At 37.8% G+C, this 21,297-nt stretch carries 26 protein-coding genes and 1 pseudogene; 9 read left to right on the forward strand and 18 right to left on the reverse strand.

What is annotated here, in order from left to right:
- Positions 1-753 (reverse strand): ABC transporter permease, encoded by a 753-nt coding sequence (locus JNUCC51_RS07750; protein WP_337991513.1) that lies wholly within the window; start codon positions 751-753, stop codon positions 1-3.
- Complete coding sequence (locus JNUCC51_RS07755; protein ID WP_337991514.1) at positions 750-1,667, reverse strand: ABC transporter ATP-binding protein; 918 nt, start codon at positions 1,665-1,667, stop codon at positions 750-752. The genes JNUCC51_RS07750 and JNUCC51_RS07755 overlap by 4 nt, the downstream gene beginning before the upstream one ends.
- Before the next feature lie 287 nt (positions 1,668-1,954).
- Here JNUCC51_RS07755 and JNUCC51_RS07760 point away from each other — a divergent pair, with 287 nt between their 5' ends.
- On the forward strand, positions 1,955-2,827 hold the full coding sequence (locus JNUCC51_RS07760) for a glycine betaine ABC transporter substrate-binding protein (protein ID WP_337991515.1): 873 nt from the start codon (positions 1,955-1,957) through the stop codon (positions 2,825-2,827).
- A gap of 333 nt (positions 2,828-3,160) precedes the next feature.
- Here JNUCC51_RS07760 and JNUCC51_RS07765 read toward each other — a convergent pair whose 3' ends face one another.
- The 3 genes and pseudogenes from JNUCC51_RS07765 to JNUCC51_RS07775 form a co-directional block, all read right to left on the reverse strand.
- Complete coding sequence (locus JNUCC51_RS07765; protein ID WP_134025311.1) at positions 3,161-3,778, reverse strand: thermonuclease family protein; 618 nt, start codon at positions 3,776-3,778, stop codon at positions 3,161-3,163.
- Positions 3,779-3,910: 132 nt separating this feature from the next.
- A pseudogene (locus JNUCC51_RS07770) lies at positions 3,911-4,695 on the reverse strand (ABC transporter ATP-binding protein); the annotation flags it as partial.
- Positions 4,696-4,819: 124 nt separating this feature from the next.
- Complete coding sequence (locus tag JNUCC51_RS07775) at positions 4,820-5,401, reverse strand: phosphatidylglycerophosphatase A family protein (RefSeq protein ID WP_337991516.1); 582 nt, start codon at positions 5,399-5,401, stop codon at positions 4,820-4,822.
- A gap of 112 nt (positions 5,402-5,513) precedes the next feature.
- Here JNUCC51_RS07775 and JNUCC51_RS07780 point away from each other — a divergent pair, with 112 nt between their 5' ends.
- The 3 genes from JNUCC51_RS07780 (at position 5,514) to JNUCC51_RS07790 (ending at position 7,260) form a co-directional block, all read left to right on the forward strand.
- The gene (locus JNUCC51_RS07780) at positions 5,514-6,233 is read left to right on the forward strand and encodes an alpha/beta hydrolase (protein WP_337991517.1); all 720 of its coding nucleotides are present in this window, start codon (positions 5,514-5,516) and stop codon (positions 6,231-6,233) included.
- An 81-nt stretch (positions 6,234-6,314) separates the two neighbouring features.
- The gene (locus JNUCC51_RS07785) at positions 6,315-6,830 is read left to right on the forward strand and encodes a YjcG family protein (RefSeq protein WP_049668166.1); all 516 of its coding nucleotides are present in this window, start codon (positions 6,315-6,317) and stop codon (positions 6,828-6,830) included.
- Position 6,831: 1 nt separating this feature from the next.
- A complete protein-coding gene (locus JNUCC51_RS07790) occupies positions 6,832-7,260 on the forward strand; it encodes a GNAT family N-acetyltransferase (RefSeq protein WP_337992201.1) in 429 nt (142 codons plus the stop codon).
- A gap of 168 nt (positions 7,261-7,428) precedes the next feature.
- On the opposite strand, the gene JNUCC51_RS07795 is transcribed toward JNUCC51_RS07790, so the two are convergent.
- The 6 genes from JNUCC51_RS07795 to JNUCC51_RS07820 form a co-directional block, all read right to left on the reverse strand.
- Positions 7,429-7,677, reverse strand: a complete 249-nt coding sequence (locus JNUCC51_RS07795; protein WP_337991518.1) for a stage VI sporulation protein F — start codon at positions 7,675-7,677, stop codon at positions 7,429-7,431.
- 650 nt (positions 7,678-8,327) lie between these two features.
- Entirely contained in the window at positions 8,328-8,519 is a 192-nt protein-coding gene (locus JNUCC51_RS07800; RefSeq protein ID WP_337991519.1) for a YjcZ family sporulation protein, read from the reverse strand.
- A gap of 65 nt (positions 8,520-8,584) precedes the next feature.
- Positions 8,585-8,944, reverse strand: a complete 360-nt coding sequence (gene spoVAE, locus JNUCC51_RS07805) for a stage V sporulation protein AE (protein WP_337992202.1) — start codon at positions 8,942-8,944, stop codon at positions 8,585-8,587.
- Between the two features lie 16 nt (positions 8,945-8,960).
- Entirely contained in the window at positions 8,961-9,956 is a 996-nt protein-coding gene (locus JNUCC51_RS07810) for a stage V sporulation protein AD (RefSeq protein ID WP_337991520.1), read from the reverse strand.
- Entirely contained in the window at positions 9,950-10,405 is a 456-nt protein-coding gene (gene spoVAC / locus JNUCC51_RS07815) for a stage V sporulation protein AC (RefSeq protein ID WP_049668161.1), read from the reverse strand. The genes JNUCC51_RS07810 and spoVAC overlap by 7 nt, the downstream gene beginning before the upstream one ends.
- Positions 10,405-10,809 carry a YhcN/YlaJ family sporulation lipoprotein gene (locus tag JNUCC51_RS07820; protein ID WP_337991521.1) on the reverse strand — a complete coding sequence of 135 codons (405 nt, stop codon included), beginning with the start codon at positions 10,807-10,809 and terminating at the stop codon, positions 10,405-10,407. Before JNUCC51_RS07820 ends, spoVAC begins: the two co-directional genes overlap by 1 nt.
- A 133-nt stretch (positions 10,810-10,942) precedes the next feature.
- Here JNUCC51_RS07820 and JNUCC51_RS07825 point away from each other — a divergent pair, with 133 nt between their 5' ends.
- Positions 10,943-11,467 (forward strand): CotY/CotZ family spore coat protein, encoded by a 525-nt coding sequence (locus JNUCC51_RS07825; protein WP_049668160.1) that lies wholly within the window; start codon positions 10,943-10,945, stop codon positions 11,465-11,467.
- A gap of 65 nt (positions 11,468-11,532) precedes the next feature.
- Here JNUCC51_RS07825 and JNUCC51_RS07830 read toward each other — a convergent pair whose 3' ends face one another.
- The 6 genes from JNUCC51_RS07830 to JNUCC51_RS07855 form a co-directional block, all read right to left on the reverse strand.
- Positions 11,533-11,934: a hypothetical protein gene (locus tag JNUCC51_RS07830; protein ID WP_337991522.1), complete on the reverse strand. Its 402-nt coding sequence runs from the start codon at positions 11,932-11,934 to the stop codon at positions 11,533-11,535.
- Between the two features lie 53 nt (positions 11,935-11,987).
- Complete coding sequence (gene mgtE / locus JNUCC51_RS07835; RefSeq protein WP_337991523.1) at positions 11,988-13,364, reverse strand: magnesium transporter; 1,377 nt, start codon at positions 13,362-13,364, stop codon at positions 11,988-11,990.
- An 898-nt stretch (positions 13,365-14,262) separates the two neighbouring features.
- Complete coding sequence (locus JNUCC51_RS07840) at positions 14,263-15,171, reverse strand: RluA family pseudouridine synthase (RefSeq protein ID WP_337992203.1); 909 nt, start codon at positions 15,169-15,171, stop codon at positions 14,263-14,265.
- 1 nt (position 15,172) lies between these two features.
- Positions 15,173-15,967, reverse strand: coding sequence for an NAD kinase (locus tag JNUCC51_RS07845; RefSeq protein ID WP_049668157.1), 795 nt, complete (start codon positions 15,965-15,967; stop codon positions 15,173-15,175).
- Positions 15,964-16,635: a GTP diphosphokinase gene (gene yjbM / locus JNUCC51_RS07850; RefSeq protein WP_049668156.1), complete on the reverse strand. Its 672-nt coding sequence runs from the start codon at positions 16,633-16,635 to the stop codon at positions 15,964-15,966. The genes JNUCC51_RS07845 and yjbM overlap by 4 nt, the downstream gene beginning before the upstream one ends.
- Positions 16,636-16,697: 62 nt before the next feature.
- Entirely contained in the window at positions 16,698-17,081 is a 384-nt protein-coding gene (locus JNUCC51_RS07855) for a UPF0738 family protein (RefSeq protein WP_337991524.1), read from the reverse strand.
- A gap of 487 nt (positions 17,082-17,568) precedes the next feature.
- On the opposite strand from JNUCC51_RS07855, the gene JNUCC51_RS07860 reads away from it, so the two are divergent.
- The 4 genes from JNUCC51_RS07860 to JNUCC51_RS07875 all read left to right on the forward strand — a co-directional run bounded on the left by JNUCC51_RS07860 (position 17,569) and on the right by JNUCC51_RS07875 (position 20,408).
- A complete protein-coding gene (locus JNUCC51_RS07860; protein WP_049668153.1) occupies positions 17,569-18,153 on the forward strand; it encodes a CYTH domain-containing protein in 585 nt (194 codons plus the stop codon).
- A gap of 38 nt (positions 18,154-18,191) precedes the next feature.
- Complete coding sequence (locus JNUCC51_RS07865) at positions 18,192-18,980, forward strand: transglycosylase SLT domain-containing protein (RefSeq protein WP_134025338.1); 789 nt, start codon at positions 18,192-18,194, stop codon at positions 18,978-18,980.
- Between the two features lie 218 nt (positions 18,981-19,198).
- Positions 19,199-19,606 carry a globin domain-containing protein gene (locus JNUCC51_RS07870; RefSeq protein WP_049668151.1) on the forward strand — a complete coding sequence of 136 codons (408 nt, stop codon included), beginning with the start codon at positions 19,199-19,201 and terminating at the stop codon, positions 19,604-19,606.
- The gene (locus tag JNUCC51_RS07875) at positions 19,599-20,408 is read left to right on the forward strand and encodes a DsbA family protein (RefSeq protein ID WP_337991525.1); all 810 of its coding nucleotides are present in this window, start codon (positions 19,599-19,601) and stop codon (positions 20,406-20,408) included. Before JNUCC51_RS07870 ends, JNUCC51_RS07875 begins: the two co-directional genes overlap by 8 nt.
- Before the next feature lie 89 nt (positions 20,409-20,497).
- Here the strand turns inward: JNUCC51_RS07875 and JNUCC51_RS07880 are convergent, their stop codons facing one another.
- Positions 20,498-21,097 (reverse strand): TetR/AcrR family transcriptional regulator, encoded by a 600-nt coding sequence (locus tag JNUCC51_RS07880; protein WP_337991526.1) that lies wholly within the window; start codon positions 21,095-21,097, stop codon positions 20,498-20,500.
- Between the last annotated feature and the right edge of the window lie 200 nt (positions 21,098-21,297).

Consider the following 21,297-nt stretch of genomic DNA (forward strand, 5'->3'; position numbering starts at 1 on the left):
TCAAATTTCCTGCCGAGATACATGGATGCTTCCGGCAATATAAAATAGAACAGTCATCGCTAGTGCAAGCAATACAATACCTGCCCCTACAGACTGTGTTATATAGAGACTTGTAGACTCCGTGTAAAGAAAAGTTACCGGGCTGAGATCCAAATAATACGACCAAATAAAAATATGTCTTGCTTCAGCCGGGAATAATCCTGCTGTCATCCCGACGAAGCCCCCTAACATACCTAGACACAGCGCAAATGTTTGGTTTTTAATGGCTAAAGAAATCCACTGCTGAAGAGCCGTAACAGCGAGAGTCGTCAGCAAGTTAACTACAATAAACTGGAGTAGAATCTCTATAGGGGGTGTACCAGGAAAACCTTTCATCAATCCGAATATAATCATCATTACGGCCTGTGTAAGAATGCCAAATAAGAGCAAACTATTCGCACAAATATACTTCGCTGCGTAGAGATTGCCACGTCTCACATTAGTAGCAACAAGCAATTTCCAAGTCGCCCCTTTATGCTCCATATCACAAATACGAGAGACAACAATGGCAGAAATAATTGGCAGAAAAAGCCCATTCATAGAGGATATATTGAAAATGATAGATTCCCACACAGCGTGTTCCGGATTTTTAGCTATGGATCGGCTAATAGACATGAATGCCCACAGCATCTCCACGCCAAGAAATAATGTAATCATGATCCATATTTTTTTACGTCGTATTTTGTAATATTCTAGTCCTAATGTTTTAATCACAAGCTTCGCTCCTTCCCTGTCAGCTCCAGGAAAATGTCCTCCAAGCTTTTCTTTTGCTCTTCAATCCTAGTGACAGGAATGTAATGTTCTACAAGTAGTCTATTTATTTCTGCAACCTCTCTGTCCGCAAGATTGTCGAATTCAAGACGGCTACCGCCTTTTGTTAAACTATAGCCTTGCGTGAGGAGCAACTCCTCTGCTTTAGTGTTGTCTCCGGTTTTAAGACTGATTGCGCTTCTACCTTTTTTTCGTAAACTTTCCATACTTCCTTGAAACAGTAGATCCCCATCGCAGATAATGCCTACTGAAGTAGCAATTTGGTCAATCTCTAAGAGCATATGGCTAGAGAGCAATACAGTTATCCCATAGCGTGCTGGCAATGATTTAATGAGTTCTCGAATTTCACCAATGCCTGCGGGATCAAGACCGTTCGTTGGTTCATCTAGAATAAGTAGCTTCGGGAAGGCGAGCAAGGCCATTGCGATACCTAATCGTTGCTTCATTCCTAGAGAATATTGTTCAGCTTTTTTGTCCTTCTGATTCTCCAGACGTACGATACGAAGTACCTCATGTATGTTTTTATCTGGTACATTTCTTAGTCGTTGCATGACCCTCATATTCTCGAGTCCTGTCAGATGCCCATAATAAGAAGGTGATTCGATTAAGGATCCCGTACGTTGTAAAATGGATGACCGACATTTGCTTAAACTTTCCCCAAATATATTGATTGTCCCTTCAGAAGGCTTGATGAGTCCGAGCAGCATTTTTAGCGTAGTTGTTTTTCCAGCACCATTCGGGCCCAAAAACCCATAAATCTCTCCTTCCTGAACACAAAGATCCACTTTATTTACTGAATTAATAGATCCATGCTTTTTAGTAAGATTCTGTGTTTGTACAATAGCCGAAGTATTCATAGGAAAAAATCATCTCCGTTCAAGTCTTTTAATTTCTGTTCAACTCAAACATTAAAGAATTTACCTTTCTCAAATCTAAAGTGAGTCTTACGACAGCCTTAAATTAAAAGATTCAACGGCTCTTAAACATGAACTTTTTAACTTGTCCTATCTCAAATCTCCCTTTAAGATTTACAAATTGAGAAACAAGCCGATTTGACAAAAGTAACAACCCTTTGATAACTTTAAGTTGTTACTTGTTAATATTTAGATATTTCTCATCCTATTAATAAAGAGAGGGAGATTTTATGCAATTCGGTAATTTAGTGAAGATAGGATTGGCTTTTGCATTACTGTTAGTATTAACTGCTTGTAGTTCAGATGGTGAAGGCGCGAAAAATAAAGAAAAAAATGAAGTAAACTTAGCCTATGTTGAATGGGATACTGAAATCGCCTCTACAAACGTAGTAGGGCAAGTTCTAGAGGATCTAGGATATAATGTAACACTTACACCACTAGATAATGGAATTATGTGGGAAGCTCTTGCGAAAGGAGAGGTTGATGGTATGGTGTCAGCCTGGTTACCACAAACACATGCCCCACAAGTTGAGAAGTACAAAGATAAAATAGTCGATTTGGGTGAAAACCTTGCAGGTGCAAAAATTGGATTAGTTGTCCCTAGTTATATGGATGTAAACTCTATCGAAGATTTAACAAATGAAGCCGGTAAAACGATAACTAGCATTGACCCAGGAGCAAATATGACAGCAACTACAGAAAATGCTTATAAAGAATATAGTAACCTTGAAGGTTGGAATGTAGTTACCTCATCAGGAGGCGCAATGACAGCAGCCCTCACTCAAGCCATTGCGAAAAATGAAGAAATCATAGTGACTGGTTGGTCTCCACACTGGAAATTTAACGCTTTCGATTTAAAATATTTAGATGACCCTAAAGGTATTTACGGAGCCGAAGAATATATTGGTACATTTGCACGTAAAGGATTGAAAGAAGATAATCCGGGAGCATATAGTGTTCTTAAAAGCTTCCACTGGACTCCAGAAGATATTGAAAGTGTCATGTTTGATATTATGGAAGGAACTAATCCTAAAGAGGCAGCAAAAAAATGGATTAAAGACAATGAAGATAAAGTTTCAGAGTGGACAAAAGATGCAAAATAAGCAAATGCTGAGTTTCATATACTCGTCTAGCTTTTTACATATTAGGAATAGAATTAAATACAACAAGATACCTTCTTCACTTAGTTGATTGTATTTAGAAAATAATTAAAACGTTGAAATTCTGTCGTTAGGGGTTCAGCCGAAAAACATACTCTATGCAATTAAAAAGTCGATTCCCAGTACAATATGGAATCGACTTTTTTGATTTTTGCTGCGATTGTTTAACATTTGATTCTAATAATTTTTGAAAGCGTTTTGGTTCAAATTTAAGACAAGACCGCCCCAAAAAGTCATTTTCATTACCTTTTGGGACAGTCCCTTGATTAATATCTTCTATTTTAATACTTCCGGATGGAAACCATCTTTTTGGAAGTAATTTTGATGTGACCAAATATTTAACTTTTCTTTTTCCGCATCTTGCTGGATGTCTCTAAATTCATCCTCAAACGTATTGTTTGGTTTATGGATAAAGCGCACTGCTGCAAGACCTTCTTTTAATAATGATTCTTGCAACATTACATCATCAATAAAGACATAAGCTAATAAACGATCGTAGTTATCTGTTTCTGGTCCAACATCGTAAACCGCTTCAATCTTTTTGGCATGTTCTAACAACTTAATCGTATAATCTCTCGCATCTTTAGCATAAGGCTGTGCTTCACCTTTGTTATAGTTCATCTCTGGTGTATCTACCATCAATAGGCGAATTTTCTGTTTCTTGCCATTTATTGTTGCCTGAATTGTATCACCATCATATGCTTTAATATAATCTATATCAAAGCGTTTATTTCCTGTTTTTTCTTCAACTTGTTCAATCGAAATAGCACCATTCTGGTCAGTAGATGTTGTATCTTTTTCTTGGGCTGGTGATCTGCCAAAAATCATATACAATGCAACAGCAAGAATGATTGTACCACTCGTAATTAACGTTTTTATATCTTGCATTTTCATGTAGTAGGTCCCTCACAACTATTCATCTTCATTACACTTTAAGGAAGCTCCTAAAAGAATCCTTAACTCATCAAAAGTCCTTAAAAGTTTCACGATGTTTCTATTGTAAAATATCGGGCTACTACATTCAAGCTATGTAGATACAATGGCCACCCAATGATTTGGGGATACTTTTACAAGCTGACTATTTTCTATCTCATAGTTTGTTTGTATGTCCTTATTTTCGGTATCCATATATTTTTGCTTTTCTATTGTCGGATCTGGAATCGGTATTGAGTGTAATAAAGCTTGTGTATATGGATGCTGTGGATTAGAGTACAGCTCCTCACTTTCTGCAAGCTCTACAATTTTCCCACCATACATGACAGCTACACGATCGCTAATATGTTTAACCATAGACAAATCATTTGCAATAAATAAGTAGGTCAATCCAAGTCGCTGCTGTAAATCTTTTAACAAGTCTACAATCTGCTTTTGAATAGAAACGTCAAGTGCTGAAAGTGGTTCATCACAAACAATAAAATTTGGCTCCACTGCTAAAGCTCTTGCGATACCAATACGTTGTCGTTGTCCGCCTGAAAATTCATGTGGATAGCGCATTGCATGTTCTTTATTTAAACCTACAAGTTGAAGTAATTCCTCCACACGCTGTTGACGCTCTTCATTCGTTTTAACAAGTTTATGAATATCTAATGCTTCCCCAATAATATCTATTATCTTTCTTCGAGGATTCAATGAGGAGTATGGATCTTGGAAAATAATTTGCATATGACGACGCATTGCTTTAAGCTGATTTTCGTCAGTCTTGTAATCGGAACATCTTGATACAAGACTTCTCCATTCGTAGGCTGATGAAGCTGCAAAATAGTTCGACCTGTCGTTGATTTTCCTGAACCTGATTCACCTACTAAACCTAACGCAACAACACCTAAATCATGTGTAATTAATATGATTGAAGTGCCCATCTTTTTTTGCATATCTCGCATTACAACTTAAAAAGAGCCTCCCCAAATTATTGAGAAGGCTTTGTTATATATTCTATTAAATTTCATTATGTGATTTTGGTTTTGGTCCTAGCTCTTCTGGCTCAATATCAGCAAATGTCTCGCCTTCTTCTTCCAAGTCACGCATACGATGTGCAATACGGGAAGCGGCAGAAGCTGCAATACTGCCAACTAAATCATCTAAAAACGTATTTACATGATGGCCAGGTTCTGTATCCAACTTCTTAATTATACCTATTTTTTGCTTATCTAAGTGTCCGAAAGTCGTTACCGCTATGCTACCATATGTAAATACAGATCCAAGTGCGATTGTTTCATCCACACCAAATAAACCCTCATCGGATTCTATTATTTGCTGTAATGGTGCCGATAATAACTTTTTCTCTGCAAGTTCATCTAATTCAATCCCTACTAATAAAGCATGTTGAACTTCACGCTTACGTAATACACGTTCGACAGAATGAACACAGTGGTCTAAAGTTAAGCCTTCATTATAGGGTTTTTGCATTTCATAAACAATTTTAGCAATATCCTCTAGCGATACACCGCGACGAATAAGTGCAGCTTGGGCTGCTTTCGCTACTTCATCAGAGTGTACGCGAGAACTTTTATCATGCATAACTATCCCTCACTTCGATTTTATTGCTAGAATAGTGCTAGCCCAACCTATTATACCTTTACTTTGGGTATATGGTACAATTTTGTTACAAACACGAGAAGGAGTGTCATCATTGGATAAGGGAACTGTACAGGATTTAAAGTTCTATAGTGAAGCATTACAGGAGGAATTACAGCTCTATATTTATGTTCCTGCAAATTATTCTCCACTATATAAATATAATATTTTAATTGCATCAGATGGAAAAGATTATTTCCAACTTGGAGGTATTACAAAACTTGCTGATGAACTTATTGATGACTATGAAATCGAAAATTTAATCATCGCCTTCGTTCCTTATAAGGATATTAAGGATCGACGTCATAAATATATTCCAAGTGGAGAGCAACATGAAGCATATCTTCGTTTTTTAGCACATGAGCTTGTGCCATATCTAGACGCTGAATATGCAACATATCAAATGGGAATGAGTCGTGGGGTTATTGGTGACTCAATGGCTGCAACCGCTTCCTTAATGGCCGCATTAAAATACCCAAGTATTTTTGGCAAGGTCATTTTACAATCACCTTATGTTGATGAAGATGTTTTGCAAGCTGTTGAAAATTTTAAAGATCCGGGTGCAATTTCCATTTATCATATTGTCGGAAAAGAAGAAGATAAAGTTGTTACGATGGATAAAACAATTAAAGATTTTTTAACACCAAATCGTCAGCTTCATAATCTCATGTTAAACAAAGGATTCTCTACATTTTATGAAGAATTTGATGGTAATCATACATGGAAATATTGGAAACCTGATCTACGCCGGGCATTAATTGAAAATTTTAATTAATTAAGACGATTCAAATTACGAAATCGGAAATTTCTGTTATACTTAAATAAAAAATTGTTTATTTTCGGGAGGTAATGGCCTATGAAGTATGGTATTGTGGCATTTCCATCAAAAAAATTACAAGATTTAGCGAATACTTATCGCAAACGTTACGATCCTCATTATGCGAAGATTACTCCGCATATAACATTAAAGGACAGCTTCGATGCAACAGAAGAAGATATTCAATCTGTCGTAAAACAATTAGATGGGCTTGCTGCCAAATATGCACCTTTAAACATTCATGCATTACGCATAAGTTCATTTTTCCCAACAACAAATGCGATTTATTTCCGTATTGAACCAACTGAACAATTAACAACATTCCACCAAGTTCTAGAAGAAAAAGTACCTTTCGGTGAGTCAAAACACGTATTTGTACCACATATTACTATTGCTCAAAAAATGACAGATTCCGAGCACGATGATATCTTTGGGCAGTTACGTATGACAGGTGTTGACGAAAAAGATACAATTGATCGTATTCATCTTTTATATCAATTGGAAGACGGCTCGTGGACAACATATGAAACTTTCCGATTGACTGGAGCTGAGTAAACTGTATAACGTTAAGATTGTTGAAACAGCAAAAGAACATGAGGATGCGTTTGCAGTCCGCAAGCAAGTTTTTGTTGAAGAGCAAGGTGTGCCACTTCATCTAGAATGTGATGCTGAGGATGCATCTTCAACGCATTTCATTATGTACGAAGACAATGACCCTGTAGGTGCTGCACGTTTACGAAGTATCGAGGACGATGCTGCAAAAATTGAACGCGTTTGTATTTTACAAAATCAACGTGGCAAAAAACTAGGTGCTTTAATAATGAAAGAAATGGAAAAGCACGCCATTTTAATCAATAAGAAAAAACTGAAACTTAATGCACAAAGCTATGCTATTCCGTTTTATGAAAAGCTTGGCTATACGGTAACATCTCCTGAATTTATGGATGCTGGTATCCCACATCGTGCAATGGAAAAATTGATTTAACTTCTATCAATTAGTTCTTTGTGCAAGCACAAAGCCATAGGTGTTACGAATGCAGATGCATATCGTAACACCTTTTTTATTGCACTACAATGCTTTAAAGGTTGATTTAAAAATGAAAATCCATTTAAATCAACCTTTTAGATATTTGCTTTGCATAGTAGATTCATGTTATTTCATCATCTTAGTAATTTTATCTAAATCTAGTGAACTACCATCTTGAATAATAGATTGTACTAACTGATCTTCAAGCTCTTGCGTAATTTGTCTCTTGGACATTTTACTTACGCGTCGTACGATTTTTCTTACTTGTTTTTCATTTGTAAAATCAGCATGTTGAATTTCATTTGCTAATGCGAAAATTTCATCCATCGATACCCCAGTTTTTTGTTCAATTGAATTAAAGAATCCGCGATTCATGTTCCCCCTCCTATCAGTTAAAATTCAAAATTATTCCCACTATTGTTCACATGCATGAAACATACGACAACTAGTGAAGGCTTTAAACTTTATTCAGAAAATGAAGCACTCTGAAGAAAAGCTAAAGCCTCTATCTACTGTCACAATCAATTATGCCTCGGCATAATTGCGTTCGGAATCGGCTTTGTGCTTAGGCCTGCAGATGTTTTTTGCGCGAAAGCGTAGCGGCAGCAGCACCGATGCAGGTCAGTTAGCCGTTATCGCATGGATGCGATGGTTTTAGGCTAACATCCCCTAAGAACTCCTTTCCGATTCCGTAACATCCGCCAGAGGCTTTGGGCCAACAAATGTTTTTTGCGCGAAAGCGTAGTGCTAACGCAGCGTCAGCAGCGTGTTTTTGTCTGTGTGAAAGCGAAGCGACAGCAACACAGCATGATGTTGGTCACTCAGTCGTTGCCACAGGACGTGGCGTTCTTAGACTGAGTTCCTCTCTTTCAGCAAATGTTTGGACATCCGCTGAAAAATAGCTAAACCCGTATTCATCTCACCACCTATAAAGGTAGGAGACTTCTGCCTTACGTTACATAAAACATTTGTACCTGTCGCTTCGCTTTCGGTACAAAAGAGATATGCTGAAGAAGTTAATCAAATTATATGCAAGCAGCACCGACAATGATCAGAAGAATGAATAGGACAACAATTAAGACAAATGTTGAACTATGACCATGTCCGTAGCCATAGTAACCGCAATGGGAACCACCATAGTAACCGCCATAGTCTCCTCCGTAGCAGCCATCAGCATGCCCTCCATAAGAATGCGCACCCCAGCCTTGATATCCCATAAAAATACCCCTCCCTTCTACAACCTATAATATGTTAGAGTTGTAAAAATGGGTGGGGTATTCGTCTAGTCAACATTTCCTTTAGGTTTAAATATTAATGCTCCGATAAAGCCAAAAACAACAGCAGCACTGATTCCTGAGCTTGTCACCTCAAACATCCCAGTTAACACACCTACAAGCCCATGTCTTTCCGCCTCAGCAAGCGCACCATGCGTTAAGGAATTACCAAAAGATGTAATAGGGACAGTTGCACCGGCACCAGCAAAATTAATAAGTGGTTCATACAAACCCATTCCGTCTAGAATTGCACCAACTACAACTAGAGTACTTAATGTATGTCCAGGTGTTAATTTACCATAATCCATTAATAATTGACCTATGGCGCAAATAATGCCTCCTACAAAAAATGCAAACACAAATGTCATAGCCATGATTTTCGCCTCATTTCATTGTAATTTCAATTGCATGTGCCGTACATGGAATTGTTTCGCCTTGTTGAAACGTAAGCGGAGACAGTAATGCTCCTGTCGCCACTAGAAGTACTCGCTTAAAAGTACCTGCTCGCATCTGTTGGATTACATAACTTAAAAAAACAGCTGCCGAGCAACCTGCACCACTTGCACCTGATTGGAATGTTTCATCCTGTCCATAAAACTCCGCGCCTGCATCACGTAAAGGCGTTAACTCCTCACTCTTTATGCCACTTTCAACAAACATTCCTTTTAGAAGTTTTAAGCCAAGTTGACCTAAATCACCTGTTAAAATTAAATCATAGTGGTAAATTTTTTGATTACGCTGTTCTAAATGTGATTGAATCGTCTGAAAAGCGGCTGGTGCCATCGCTGCGCCCATGTGAAATGGATCATCCATACCGTAATCAACCGATTTTCCAACAGTTGCTGCTTCAATAGAAGGGTATTCCTCATGATGTTTACCAATTAGAGCATATCCAGCAGCCGTTACTGTCCATTGAGCAGTTTGGGGCTTTTGCGAGCCATAATTGATTGGATAGCGGAATTGTCGCTCAACCGCATTGTGTTGACTAGATGCACCAGCTAGAGCAAAATTGGAGGCACCTACTTCTGTCAAAAGGCTTGCGACAATTATTGAAGATATAGAGGTAGCACAAGCTGAGAATAATCCGATAAAAGGAATGTCCAAATCTCTGGCAGCAAAATTGGTTGGTGTCATTTGATTAACTAAATCGCCGCCCATAAAATAATCAATGTCCGTTTTTTTCACGCCTGCTTTTTTCATTGCAAATTCACAGGCTTCTTCAACCATTTTTCGATGACCTTGTTCATTTGTTTTCATTTGCCAACGTTCATCATCGTAGTTTGCATCAAAATACTGACTAAATATACTACGTTTCTCTAGTGGACCTGCTACCACACCACCTGCTATTAAGGAAGGCTTCGATTGAAAGACAATTACCATGAAACCACTCCTATCGTCACAAGAATGAATTTAATAAGTGCAACAAAAAAGGCGGAGACAACCCCAAATAATACAACTGATCCGGCTAATTTAAATAAATTCCCACCGACACCAAGTACTAATCCTTCAGATCTATGCTCAATAGCAGCAGAAATAACAGCATTACCAAACCCTGTTACAGGTACAGCTGATCCAGCTCCAGCAAATTGACCAATCTTCTTATATAAGCCAAAACCCGTTAAAATCATAGCAAAAAATACCATTGTTGCAACTGTTGGATTTCCGGCAGTCGCTTCGGTAAAATCAAAGAAAATTATATAAAAAAGGGATACGGCCTGTCCGATTGTACAAATAAGTCCACCTACTAGAAACGCCTTTGCAACATTTTTAAAATAGGGCGGTTTCGGCGTGACATTTTGCTCTAATTGCTGGTATTGTTCTTTTTCCACTATGTTTCCTCCTTTGCAAGCTTTTTCAATTTCGTAATTTTATCTTTCAGTTTATTATCTTCAACTTGTTCCCTTTTTATTTTATTGGCTTCATAAAATATTTTATAATCAGCTGAGACAAAAACATCTTTGCTTGGATATTTTTCATCAAATTTCTTTTGCAACTTTTTCTCTAATTTAGCCTTTTTCCACTTATCCCATGGTTTAATTTGCACTGCCACAAGCATACTATTGTCATATTGGATAACCGTTGTTTTGTCTACATAATCCTCTTCTTTTAAAACGGCTTCAACTTCCTTTTCATTTTCCGGTGAACCGTAGACGATAACTTTTTCTTTTTCACCGCAACCACTTAAAAGCGATAAACTGACTAATAGAGGTAACATCATTCCTAAGAGCTTCAAGTTTTACCCTCCTTTTCTTTAAAGTTTCTCCATACATAAAAAAACTATTCATTTAACTATATATACGAAAGCCCGAGTCCATTTTTCAGAAGCACATATTGTAGAAGTAGTAACAAGGAAAGGAGGTGACAATATGGGTTGTGGCAAGCCAACAAATCCTATTGGACCAATCCATTCAGCAGGCTGCGTTTGTGACGTAGTACGCGCTATTTTAGACATTCAGAATCAAGCGGTGAGAGATGAATGTCAACCATGTACAGCTAACTGTTTCTTAGAACCACTTGGAGGCATTGTAAGTCCTGCACGCTCTCATGCAGATACACGTGTATTCATGTTAATTACGAAAGACGGTACTCCTTTTAAAGCATTTTTCAGTTCACCAACAGCAGATCCATGTATATGTACATCAGTATTTTTCCGTGTAGAAGATATGTTTGATGAGTGCTGCGCTACTTTGCGTGTTTTAGAGCCTTTATGTTCATTTGACTCCAGCGAAAGTACAGTAGATCTATTAAGTCGAGATGGCTGCTGTGTCAATATGAAAAAAATATGTAAAGTAGATGATTGGAATTCAACTGAGAGCTGTATCACTGTAGATTTATCATGCTTCTGCGCTGTACAATGTATTGCTGATGTTGACTTAGGAATTTGTGACTAATCTTTTCTCCTTTGACACACTACACATAAAAAAAAGTGTACAGCATCCTCTGCTGTACACTTTTTTCATAAGGTCGGTAATTGTTTACCTCGCCATAATACTTTATCTATGTCCTCAAAATAGATAATCTCTTGTGTCTTTAATTCGTAAGAAGTAAGCATCAATGAATCAGTCTGTACATCAGATGCACTACCACGTAATTCTCTACCATCCTTTAAACAAATAAGTAAAGGTTGATAAGCTTTTTGACGAAAAGGCTTCTCTAAAAATTGAAGCTGCTTTAGTAAATACGGATCTATTTGTGCTTTTTTAATCAATTCTTCTTTTTCTTCATAAGTTTGCTCATTGAAATAGCCGTCCTTGGTATACACTGACGTACTTTCATCTAATTCAAGTTCATGTAGCATCTTAGAAATATTTAGAAAATAAGATGGTGACTTAATAAACAAGCGTGGCTCATGACCCACATTACTCACTTCCCTTTTTTTCATACAATATGCAAAAGGAAGATATTTGGTTCTTAGCCTATCTGATTTAAGAATACTGTTGCCAAACCTAAGTAAATTAAAATACTTGTAATATCATTTAATGTTGTAATAAATGGACCTGATGCAACAGCCGGGTCAATTTTCATGCGATGCATTAGTAGTGGAATAAAAGAACCTGCAAGTGTTGCTACTAAAATAGAACCACATAGCGCTGCTCCCACCAACATTCCAAGAACCAACTCTTGTTTCCAAACATAAACGATTCCGATCACAATTAGTCCACAAACAATTCCAGACATTAAGCCTGTACCGGCTTCACGTAGAAGTAATTTTAGCTTACTATGTTCTTCGACATCTCCTGTTGCAATTCCTCGAATAGCTACCGCTAGTGCCTGTGTTCCACTATTTCCTGAAGTACCTGAAATGAGAGGGATAAACACTGCGAGTAACGCAACCTTTTCTAACGTTGCCTCAAACTGTCCCATCAAATTTGCTGTCAACATCCCTAAAAATAATAATATAACAAGCCATGGTAAACGCTTCTTAGCCGCTTGGAACGAGGTTGTATCAAATTTATCCATATCGGAAATACCCGCTAATTTAGAGTAATCCTCAGATGCTTCCTCATCAATAACGTCGATAATGTCATCGACTGTAATAATCCCTAGTAATTCTCCCTTATCGTCAATAACTGGTGTCGCTAAGAAGTTATAGTCCTTCATAATTTGAGCAACCTCTTCTTGGTCATCCCCTGCGTGCACCATCACAACACGTTCATTCATAATCGAACGAATAAGGGTATCTTCATCAGCAATAATTAAATCACGAAGCGAAATAACGCCTGATAGTCGATGTGCTTCATCAACGACAAAAATATAATAAATAGTTTCGGCATCTGGCGCTTCTTTCCGTAAAATCGCCATCGCTGAACGAACTGTTGAATTTTCTGGTATTGCAACATATTCAGTAGTCATGATAGAACCAGCTGTACCTTCGTCATAGCTTAATAACTCATTAATCTCTTCAGCTGTTTCCTCATCCATCATGCCTAAATAGCTTTCACGTTGTTTCGTATCCAACTCATTTAAAACGTCTGCTGCATCATCTGCATACATATGAGAAAGCATTTCTGCACCATATGACGGATCCATTTCAGCTAGATACGCTGTGTATTCATCATCATCTATTTCGATTGCCTCAAAAATATCAGCCATTTCCGTCGGAGACAAGAACGAATAGATGATCTTCCTTATATCAGGCTCCACCTTCTCATAAAACGTTGCCTGATCATATGGATGAAGCTCTAAAAACTCATCACGGAATGCGTTAATTTCATGTGCTTCGAGCATTTCTCGCAAACGTGCCTCGTCGAACTGCACATCATCCTTTTCTTTTCTTTCCTCTATCATGCTTGTCCCCTCCTTCCGAGCAATCAATTATGCCTCGGCATAATTGTGTCCGGAATCGGCTTTGTGCTTAGGCGCCTGCACGATGCAGGTCAGTTAGCCGTTATCGCATGGATGCGATGGTTTTAGGCTAACATCCCCTAAGAACTCCTTTCCGATTCAGTGACATCCGCCGGAGGCTTTAGGCCAACGTGATGTTGGTCACTCAGTCTTTGCCACAGGACGTGGCGTTCTTAGACTGAGTTCCTATATTTCAGCGGATGTTTGACCAACCGCCGAAAGTAAATTCATTTGTACCTGTCGCTTTGATTTCTGTACAGAAATCATTTGCTGAAATAAGTTAAATATAATTGATTTGATACGGGCAATGCCGTAAATCTACCTTATATATAATAGAATGTATTGTGCCTTTTCTGCAAACCCTTTTTTTTCTACGTAGCAACCTACATCATTACCAATATCTAATTGGATAAACCTTCTGGCAAGTTTTTCTATTTTCTCCCTGTTACCATAACGTGGGGTTGATTTCCGCCTGAGGCTTCTTTCAGCGGATATTTACACACCCTCTGAAAAGTGACTTAAAATCGCATTCATCTCACTACCTATAGAGGTGGGAGACTTTTGTACCTGTCGCTACGCTTACTTAAAAAATGTCATTCTCAACTTGTGGTACTGAGCCAACTACCCCTCTACTCAACTATATCCTACAATCACTTTCTTTTCTGTTAACGTGCTGTTAAGAAAAACTTATTACTTTAATAGTGTTATAAAAATGATAAAGAGATGCCCGTTTGTGCGAACATCTCCTTAAATATATAACATATTCAGTAATAGTTTTCACTCTTAGTGAACTAATGAAGTCTTCGTTCATAGATAGGTTTAGAAAAACAATAGCGGATCTTCAAACTAAGGAGTCATTCATTAATCGTTGCATATCTTCATTTAAATAACTAGAGAATTGTAAACTCTCACCTGTCAGAGGATGAAGCATCTTTAAGGATACACAATGTAATGCTTGTCTATTTATATACTCACGACTTCCACCATAAAGTTCATCTCCAACAAGTGGATGTCCCACATAGGCCATATGCACACGAATTTGATGTGTACGCCCTGTGTGTAACTTTAGTTGTATATGTGTCATCGGTTCATCCTGTAAATAAAAGCGCCTTAAAATCGTCACATCTGTATGTGCAAATTGACCATCCTCACGTACCTCTCGCTCAATAATACTTGTCTCCTTGCGTCCAATTGGAGCAATGATTGATTGTACATCTTGTGCAACATGTCCATGTACAATTGCTTCATATTGTCGAGAAATCTCTCCACTGCGCTGTGCGAGCCCCGTTAAATGATGAATATGAGCATGTTTGGCAATGCATAACAAGCCAGAAGTATCACGATCAAGTCTCGTTACGATATGAGCAGTGGATGCTAAACCTTGCTGCTGAAAATGACCACACACTAGGTTAGCTACGCTATGTGCTGGATGCTCACGCGAAGGAATCGTACTCTGATATGCTGGCTTATTAAGCACTAAAATGGCTTCATCTTCATAAACAATAGAAAGTTCACCATGTTCAACAGCAAGACCTTCACTTTTTTCTTCAGGAGGGAATTTAACTTCAACTCGATCTCCAACGTGAAGAGGATGTCGAACATTGCGCTCAACATCATTCACTGTCAGCAAGCCTCCATCAAATTTAATTGCCGTTAAAGCTCGCTTGGAAATGCGCCATTCAGATAATGCTTCCCTTAGTAGTTGGCCTTCCTTTTCCGCTATAAAATGCAATGTAAATCTTGTATCCATTTTACTCATTTGCCACGAATGATTCATGTACTCGTTCCCAGAATGGGAATGGACGGAAACGAGCAAAACGTACTCTTTCAGTTGCTACATTAAATGAAATCGACTTTACATCGTCTTGAGTGACTTGTAAATGATCAACTGTCATATTAAAGTTTTGTTCATTTACTGGACGTAAAACACAGTGATGGTGTGCTGGTAAAATGAGTGGTGAACCAACTGTACGGAAGACACGGTTATTGATGGATGCTATCTCAGTAATTTGGAGTGCCGCTAAAGTTGGGTGAATAATTGCTCCACCGAGGGCTTTATTATAAGCTGTACTACCAGAAGGAGTTGACACACAAAGACCGTCTCCACGGAAACGTTCAAACTGATTACCATTTAACTCCACATCCATTACAAGCGTGACATCAGGTGATTTCACAGTGGCTTCATTTAACGCTAAATACGTATTGGATTCCGCATTATGATGCTCCACCTTTACCTCTAGTAGTGGGTACTCCACAACGTTAAAGTCCTTTTTGGCAATGGACAAAACAAGCTTTTCTAATTCAGATGGCTTCCAATCTGCATAAAATCCTAAATGTCCCGTATGGATACCTACGAAAGCAACCTGATCTAGCAAATGAGCATATCGATGAAAGGCATGTAGTAAAGTGCCATCTCCTCCAATAGAGATTACTATCTCAGGAGCCTCTTCATCATAAGTTAACCCAAAGTCCTGCAAATACGTTCTGGCTAGCTCCATTAATTCGTTCGACTGTGCATCTCTACGTGATTGAATGGAAAATTTCATTTTGAGTCACGCTCCTTCTCCGATAGTAAATTAGGATTCGATGCTTCTTTGTATTCACTAAAATAGGCCTGCGCTTCTTGTATCTCACTACGAATGGACGACATTTCCTCATCCAATCGGAAGGCGGCCTCTGCTGCACTTTGAAGGCGATTTTTAATTTCCTCTGGGAACATGCCTTTATATTTATAATTTAAAGAATGCTCAATAGAAGCCCAGAAATTCATTGCTAGTGTTCTTATTTGAATTTCAGCTAACACCACTTTTTTCCCCTGTATCGTCTCTACAGGATATTCGACAATCATATGATATGAGCGGTAGCCACTTGGCTTATTATGTGTAATATAGTCACGCTCTTCCACTACACGCATATCTTTACGTTGACGTATTAGCTCTGTAACTGTTGAAATATCATCTACAAATTGACACATAATACGTAAGCCTGCGATATCCCCTAGCTCATCACCTAGCTGTTTAGAAGGCTCAAATGACAGTCCTTTTTCTAAAGTTTTATCGTATATACTTGCTAAAGGTTTTACACGTCCCGTCACAAATTCAATTGGTGAATTTGCATTAACAATACCAAACTGTGAACGCATACCCTTTAATTTTACTTTTAACTCATCTACTGCTTGTTTATAAGGACTTAAAAATATTTCCCATTGTCCCATCACAAAAACCTCCCGACATTCGGTATCGAACAAAACCAACACCGTCTGTTCGTTTTGTCTTTTTATTCAGCAAGAAATGTCTTGAAGTGTTGCTCCACCTCTTGGACAAATTCCGCCCCATAATTGTAATTTCCTTCAATATTATATACGAGCATTTCTAGTTCATCGTAAAAATTTGTCAGCTCAATAACTTCTGCACCTAGTTGTAGCTTTGGATTTTGCTTTTTTTGTAAAATATGTAAAAGTCCATCCCAACTACTCGGTGGAAAACGCAAGTAATGATAATTCTCCCCTGCATCAAGTAAATAAATAAACGCAAAGTCATCAGAATCTGCTATTAATTGTGAAGCAGGTTTTAACTGTAAATTTGCTTCAATGTCGTTTAAACTAAAATGAAGTTGCTCGTTTTCAAATTTTAATGTTTCTATTGTATAAATTTTACGCACACGCGGTTCCCCTTTTCGTCGTACTCTTCCTCTTATTTTATCATAGAGGGTAAATAGTTGCAGTGTGTAAATATTAATTCAATGAAATCAATTATGCCTCAGCATAATTGCGTCCGGAATCGGCTTTGTGCTTAGGCCGGTAGGATGCAGGTCAGTTAGCCGTTATCGCATGTGAAGTGAGAGACTTACTGAAAGAAGTTAACGATGAATTAAACCTTTTTACGCCTAACAATACCGTGGGGTTGATTTCCATTCCGACTGAGCGCTTTCCTATTGGCAACCGATGATCCGATTAGGACAACACATGTTTTTTGTGGGAAAGCGTAGCGACAGCAACAACTGGGTTTTATCTGCGCGAAAGCGTAGCGGCAGCGGCAAAAGGGTTTTATCTGCGCGAAAGCGTAGCGGCATGTTGGCACGCAGTGTTTTTCGACTGATCTTTCTTAATTAACACACGTAAAAAAATTTAAATAGACAGGTGAGCAAAATGGCACAACAACTTGAAATAGAATTTAAAAATCTCTTAACAAAACAACAATACGAACATTTACTGCAAGCTTTCAACATTCCAGAAAATGCTATTCATCGTCAAACAAATCATTATTTCGACACACCCTCTCAAGCTATTCGGAAACTACAAAGCGGGCTTCGTATTAGACAAATCGACAAATATTTTGAATGTACTTTAAAAGAAAAAAATGCTGAACACGCTCATTTAGAGACAACTGACGAATTAACTGCTGAACAAGCTAAGAAAATGCTTGCTGGAGAAGGTTTCTATGCCCCAGAAGTTGCAAAAAGACTAGCTCTCTTCAACATTTCTTTAGAAAAATTAGCGGTTTTTGGTTCACTTACAACTGATCGTGTCGAAATTCCTTATAGGGATGGCCTTCTAGTATTCGATCATTCTTTCTATTTGCAGTGCGACGATTATGAGGTAGAATATGAATCAAAAGATGCAATAAAAGGAAATGCAATCTTCGACGAATTTCTACAGCAATATGGTATTGAAAAACGGGTTACAGATAAAAAAATCGCACGTTTCATGAAAGCGTTACAAATGAATAATTAACAGTAGCCTAACTAGTTTACAAGAAAGGATGGAATTCCTTGGATATCCAATCACTCAGAACTTTACTTGAAATTCAAGCATTACAAACACTAGGATCCTCAGAAAATTCATCGTCAAACAATCTGACAGACAGCAATTCTATATTTTCTGATATGATTAGCGAATTGCTCGGCGATTCAACTACTACTAACAATGCAAAATTATCTAGTCTACTCGGGGGCGTATCAAGCGCTTCGTCAATGATGAGCCAGTTTAGTAGTTTAAATGGGTTAGCTGAAAACATGCAAAATAGTGCGTATCAATCATTACTTTATAATGGTTCTAATGACGTCTTTATACCTTCTGCTGTACAGACGGCATTAGCAAATACACAATCTAGTACAAAACTCGACTCCTATGTTTCGGATAATGTAATTGGTTCAACAGCGTATGCCAATTCATTAGCAGGTGCGAACCAATACGCTTCGATTATTCAAAAGGCAGCAGCTACATATAATGTACCTGAGAAACTTATCGCCGCAGTGATCAAGCAAGAGTCTAATTTTAATTCAAGCGTGGTTAGTCATGCTGGAGCACAAGGATTAATGCAATTAATGCCAAAAACGGCGCAGTATTTAGGAGTTACAAACGCCTTTGATCCTGAGCAAAATATTATGGCAGGGGCAAAATATTTACGCCAATTACTAGATAAGTTTGATAATGATCCTACTTTAGCGTTAGCTGCTTATAACGCAGGCGCTTCACGCGTAACAAAGTACGGTGGCATTCCTCCTTTCAAAGAAACACAGAATTATGTCAAAAAAGTGATGAATTACTACACAGTCTAATCGCATAAACATTGTTAATACAGTCTTTTTCGGCAAATTTCACCCTCGTGGTGAAATTTGTGCTTTTCTAGCGAAAAACATTTCGGAAAGCGGTTTGTTTGTGTTAACGAAAAGACGTTGATAGAATGAAGGTAGTCACAAGAAATTCACATTTGTAAAGATGACCAAGTATAAAAATATACTTTACGATATAAAGAATTAAAAGGGGCATTAAACATATGAGTCGAAAATACACTGTTCCTTATGAGGAGCTGGGGGCTGAAAAGCTTTCAGAGCTAATCCATGCATTCTATAAAAGAGTTGCTCAGCATCCTGATCTTATTCCAATCTTTCCGAAAGATTTAACAGAGACAGCTCGCAAGCAAATTCAATTTCAAACACAGTATTTAGGTGGACCAAATCTTTTTACTGAGGAGCATGGACATCCGATGATGCGTGCACGCCATATGAATTTTCCGATTACACCTGATCGTGCTCAAGCTTGGCTTGAATGTATGTCCGAGGCGATGGATGAAGTTGGGTTGGAAGGGAAGTTCCGTGAAACTTATTATCAACGTTTAGTATTAACAGCTCATCACATGATTAATACACCAAATGACGATGAGGGGGAATTGTTACGTGAATAATATTCAAATGCTGCAGAAGCCAACGCCTGAGATTCCTACTGCTAATAAGCCTATTGAATTGTATATTTTCGTAGATCCACTTTGTCCAGAAGCATTTAATATGCAAGCCATTCTTCGTAAGTTACATCTTGAGTACAACCATTACTTTACATGGCGCTTTGTACTAAGCACAGAGCTAGCCTCTTTGAATTGTTTAAGCAAACGTGTAAAGGGTTGTATTTCAGGTATTGAACTCGACATTAATCACCCTGTTTTACCGTCTATCGCTATTAAAGCGGCAGAATTACAGGGCAAACGTGTAGGAGCACGCTATTTGTCGAAACTACAAGAATATGTATTACTAAACCAGCAAGATGTCAATTCATATGCAACGCTGTTAAAAATTGCAGAAGAAGTTCAATTAGACATGAATGAGTTTTCTGCAGACTTTGGTTCAAAGGAAGCAGCACGTGCCTTCCAATGCGATTTATATATTAAACGTGAAATGGAAGTTGATGAAGTACCTAGTATTGTGTTTTTCAATGAATGTATTGAAGATGAGGGTCTTAAAGTTAGTGGCAACTATTCCTATGAAGTTTATGAACATATTTTACAAGAAATAATGGATGAACAGCTTGTTCGTCAACCATTACCAACATTGGAAGAATTATTTACAAAATTCCATACACTTTCAACAAATGAAGTAGCTTCTATCTACTCATTAACAGAACAAACAGCTGAACGCGAATTAAAAAAGCGTATGCTGCAACAAAAGATTGAACGAATTCAGACAGATCACGCTACATTGTGGCGTATTAAATAATGCAATTATTCTATTATTCTAAGCTCTAAGAATAAAAGCAAGTGAAGTTTTCTTCACTTGCTTTTATTTGTCTTTTATTAGCCTCAGCCTTAACTTTCTTTCGGATTATACAAACTTAATGTAAATAAATGCACAACCTCATCTATCATCTCATCAATATCCGGATTAATATGCTCATTTATATAGGGTAATGTCAATTGGAAAACTAAAATTGACGACAGCAAAGAATAGAAAAAATTCGCAGTATATTTAAAGTTACCTTTTGGAATTTTCCCTTGCTCATGTAATTTAATTAAATAATTCTCTAAATGGTGAAATAACTTATTTGGATATTCAAAAAACATTTTTTCAAATTCTTTATCTTGTTGAATCTCACGCATAAGAACCCAAATAGTTTCCTTGACAGGAATGTTTTCTTCAAAATAAGCTTGCGCCAAGATTTTAAGATCATGCTCTATATCACCTGTAAACGCCTTTTCTATTTTAGGAAAATAATCTCTGTCCGTTTTATGTGAAATAACACTCTCACGAAACAAATTCTCTTTATTTCCAAAGTGTCTAAAAAGTGTAATGTGATTTACACCAGCACGTTCAGCAATTTCACGTGTCGAAGTTCCAGCAAAACCCTTTTCACCAAAAAGCGTCAATGCAGCATTTAGAATTTTTTCTCTTGTCTTCAACTTTGCCATTATGCCCACTTTCCTCCTCCGAACATAATTTGCTCAATATTATATCGGATTCAGAAAGTGATAGCAATCAGTTGCATTCAGTTTAATCCATTATGCCTCGGCATAATTGAGTCCGGAGTCTTTAACTTCTTTCTGCGTATGTTTGGACACTCGCTGAAAAGTGGCTTAACTCAGTATTTATCTCACCACCTATAGAGCTG

This window comes from Lysinibacillus sp. JNUCC 51, assembly GCF_015999525.1.
GTDB lineage: Bacteria > Bacillota > Bacilli > Bacillales_A > Planococcaceae > Lysinibacillus > Lysinibacillus xylanilyticus.

What these genes read in the sequence shown, in the direction of transcription:
- JNUCC51_RS07785 (WP_049668166.1), top strand. Translation starts at nt 6,315, where the DNA reads ATGAAGTATGGTATTGTGGCATTTCCATCAAAAAAATTACAAGATTTA.
- JNUCC51_RS07880 (WP_337991526.1), bottom strand. Translation starts at nt 21,097, where the DNA reads ATGGCAAAGTTGAAGACAAGAGAAAAAATTCTAAATGCTGCATTGACG.
- JNUCC51_RS07765 (WP_134025311.1), bottom strand. Translation starts at nt 3,778, where the DNA reads ATGAAAATGCAAGATATAAAAACGTTAATTACGAGTGGTACAATCATT.
- JNUCC51_RS07810 (WP_337991520.1), bottom strand. Translation starts at nt 9,956, where the DNA reads ATGGTAATTGTCTTTCAATCGAAGCCTTCCTTAATAGCAGGTGGTGTG.
- JNUCC51_RS07800 (WP_337991519.1), bottom strand. Translation starts at nt 8,519, where the DNA reads ATGGGATATCAAGGCTGGGGTGCGCATTCTTATGGAGGGCATGCTGAT.
- JNUCC51_RS07870 (WP_049668151.1), top strand. Translation starts at nt 19,199, where the DNA reads ATGAGTCGAAAATACACTGTTCCTTATGAGGAGCTGGGGGCTGAAAAG.
- JNUCC51_RS07760 (WP_337991515.1), top strand. Translation starts at nt 1,955, where the DNA reads ATGCAATTCGGTAATTTAGTGAAGATAGGATTGGCTTTTGCATTACTG.
- JNUCC51_RS07860 (WP_049668153.1), top strand. Translation starts at nt 17,569, where the DNA reads ATGGCACAACAACTTGAAATAGAATTTAAAAATCTCTTAACAAAACAA.
- mgtE (WP_337991523.1), bottom strand. Translation starts at nt 13,364, where the DNA reads ATGATAGAGGAAAGAAAAGAAAAGGATGATGTGCAGTTCGACGAGGCA.
- JNUCC51_RS07825 (WP_049668160.1), top strand. Translation starts at nt 10,943, where the DNA reads ATGGGTTGTGGCAAGCCAACAAATCCTATTGGACCAATCCATTCAGCA.
- spoVAE (WP_337992202.1), bottom strand. Translation starts at nt 8,944, where the DNA reads ATGACATTTGTGTTTGCATTTTTTGTAGGAGGCATTATTTGCGCCATA.
- JNUCC51_RS07845 (WP_049668157.1), bottom strand. Translation starts at nt 15,967, where the DNA reads ATGAAATTTTCCATTCAATCACGTAGAGATGCACAGTCGAACGAATTA.
- JNUCC51_RS07755 (WP_337991514.1), bottom strand. Translation starts at nt 1,667, where the DNA reads ATGAATACTTCGGCTATTGTACAAACACAGAATCTTACTAAAAAGCAT.
- JNUCC51_RS07795 (WP_337991518.1), bottom strand. Translation starts at nt 7,677, where the DNA reads ATGAATCGCGGATTCTTTAATTCAATTGAACAAAAAACTGGGGTATCG.
- JNUCC51_RS07775 (WP_337991516.1), bottom strand. Translation starts at nt 5,401, where the DNA reads ATGCATGATAAAAGTTCTCGCGTACACTCTGATGAAGTAGCGAAAGCA.
- yjbM (WP_049668156.1), bottom strand. Translation starts at nt 16,635, where the DNA reads ATGGGACAATGGGAAATATTTTTAAGTCCTTATAAACAAGCAGTAGAT.
- JNUCC51_RS07840 (WP_337992203.1), bottom strand. Translation starts at nt 15,171, where the DNA reads ATGGATACAAGATTTACATTGCATTTTATAGCGGAAAAGGAAGGCCAA.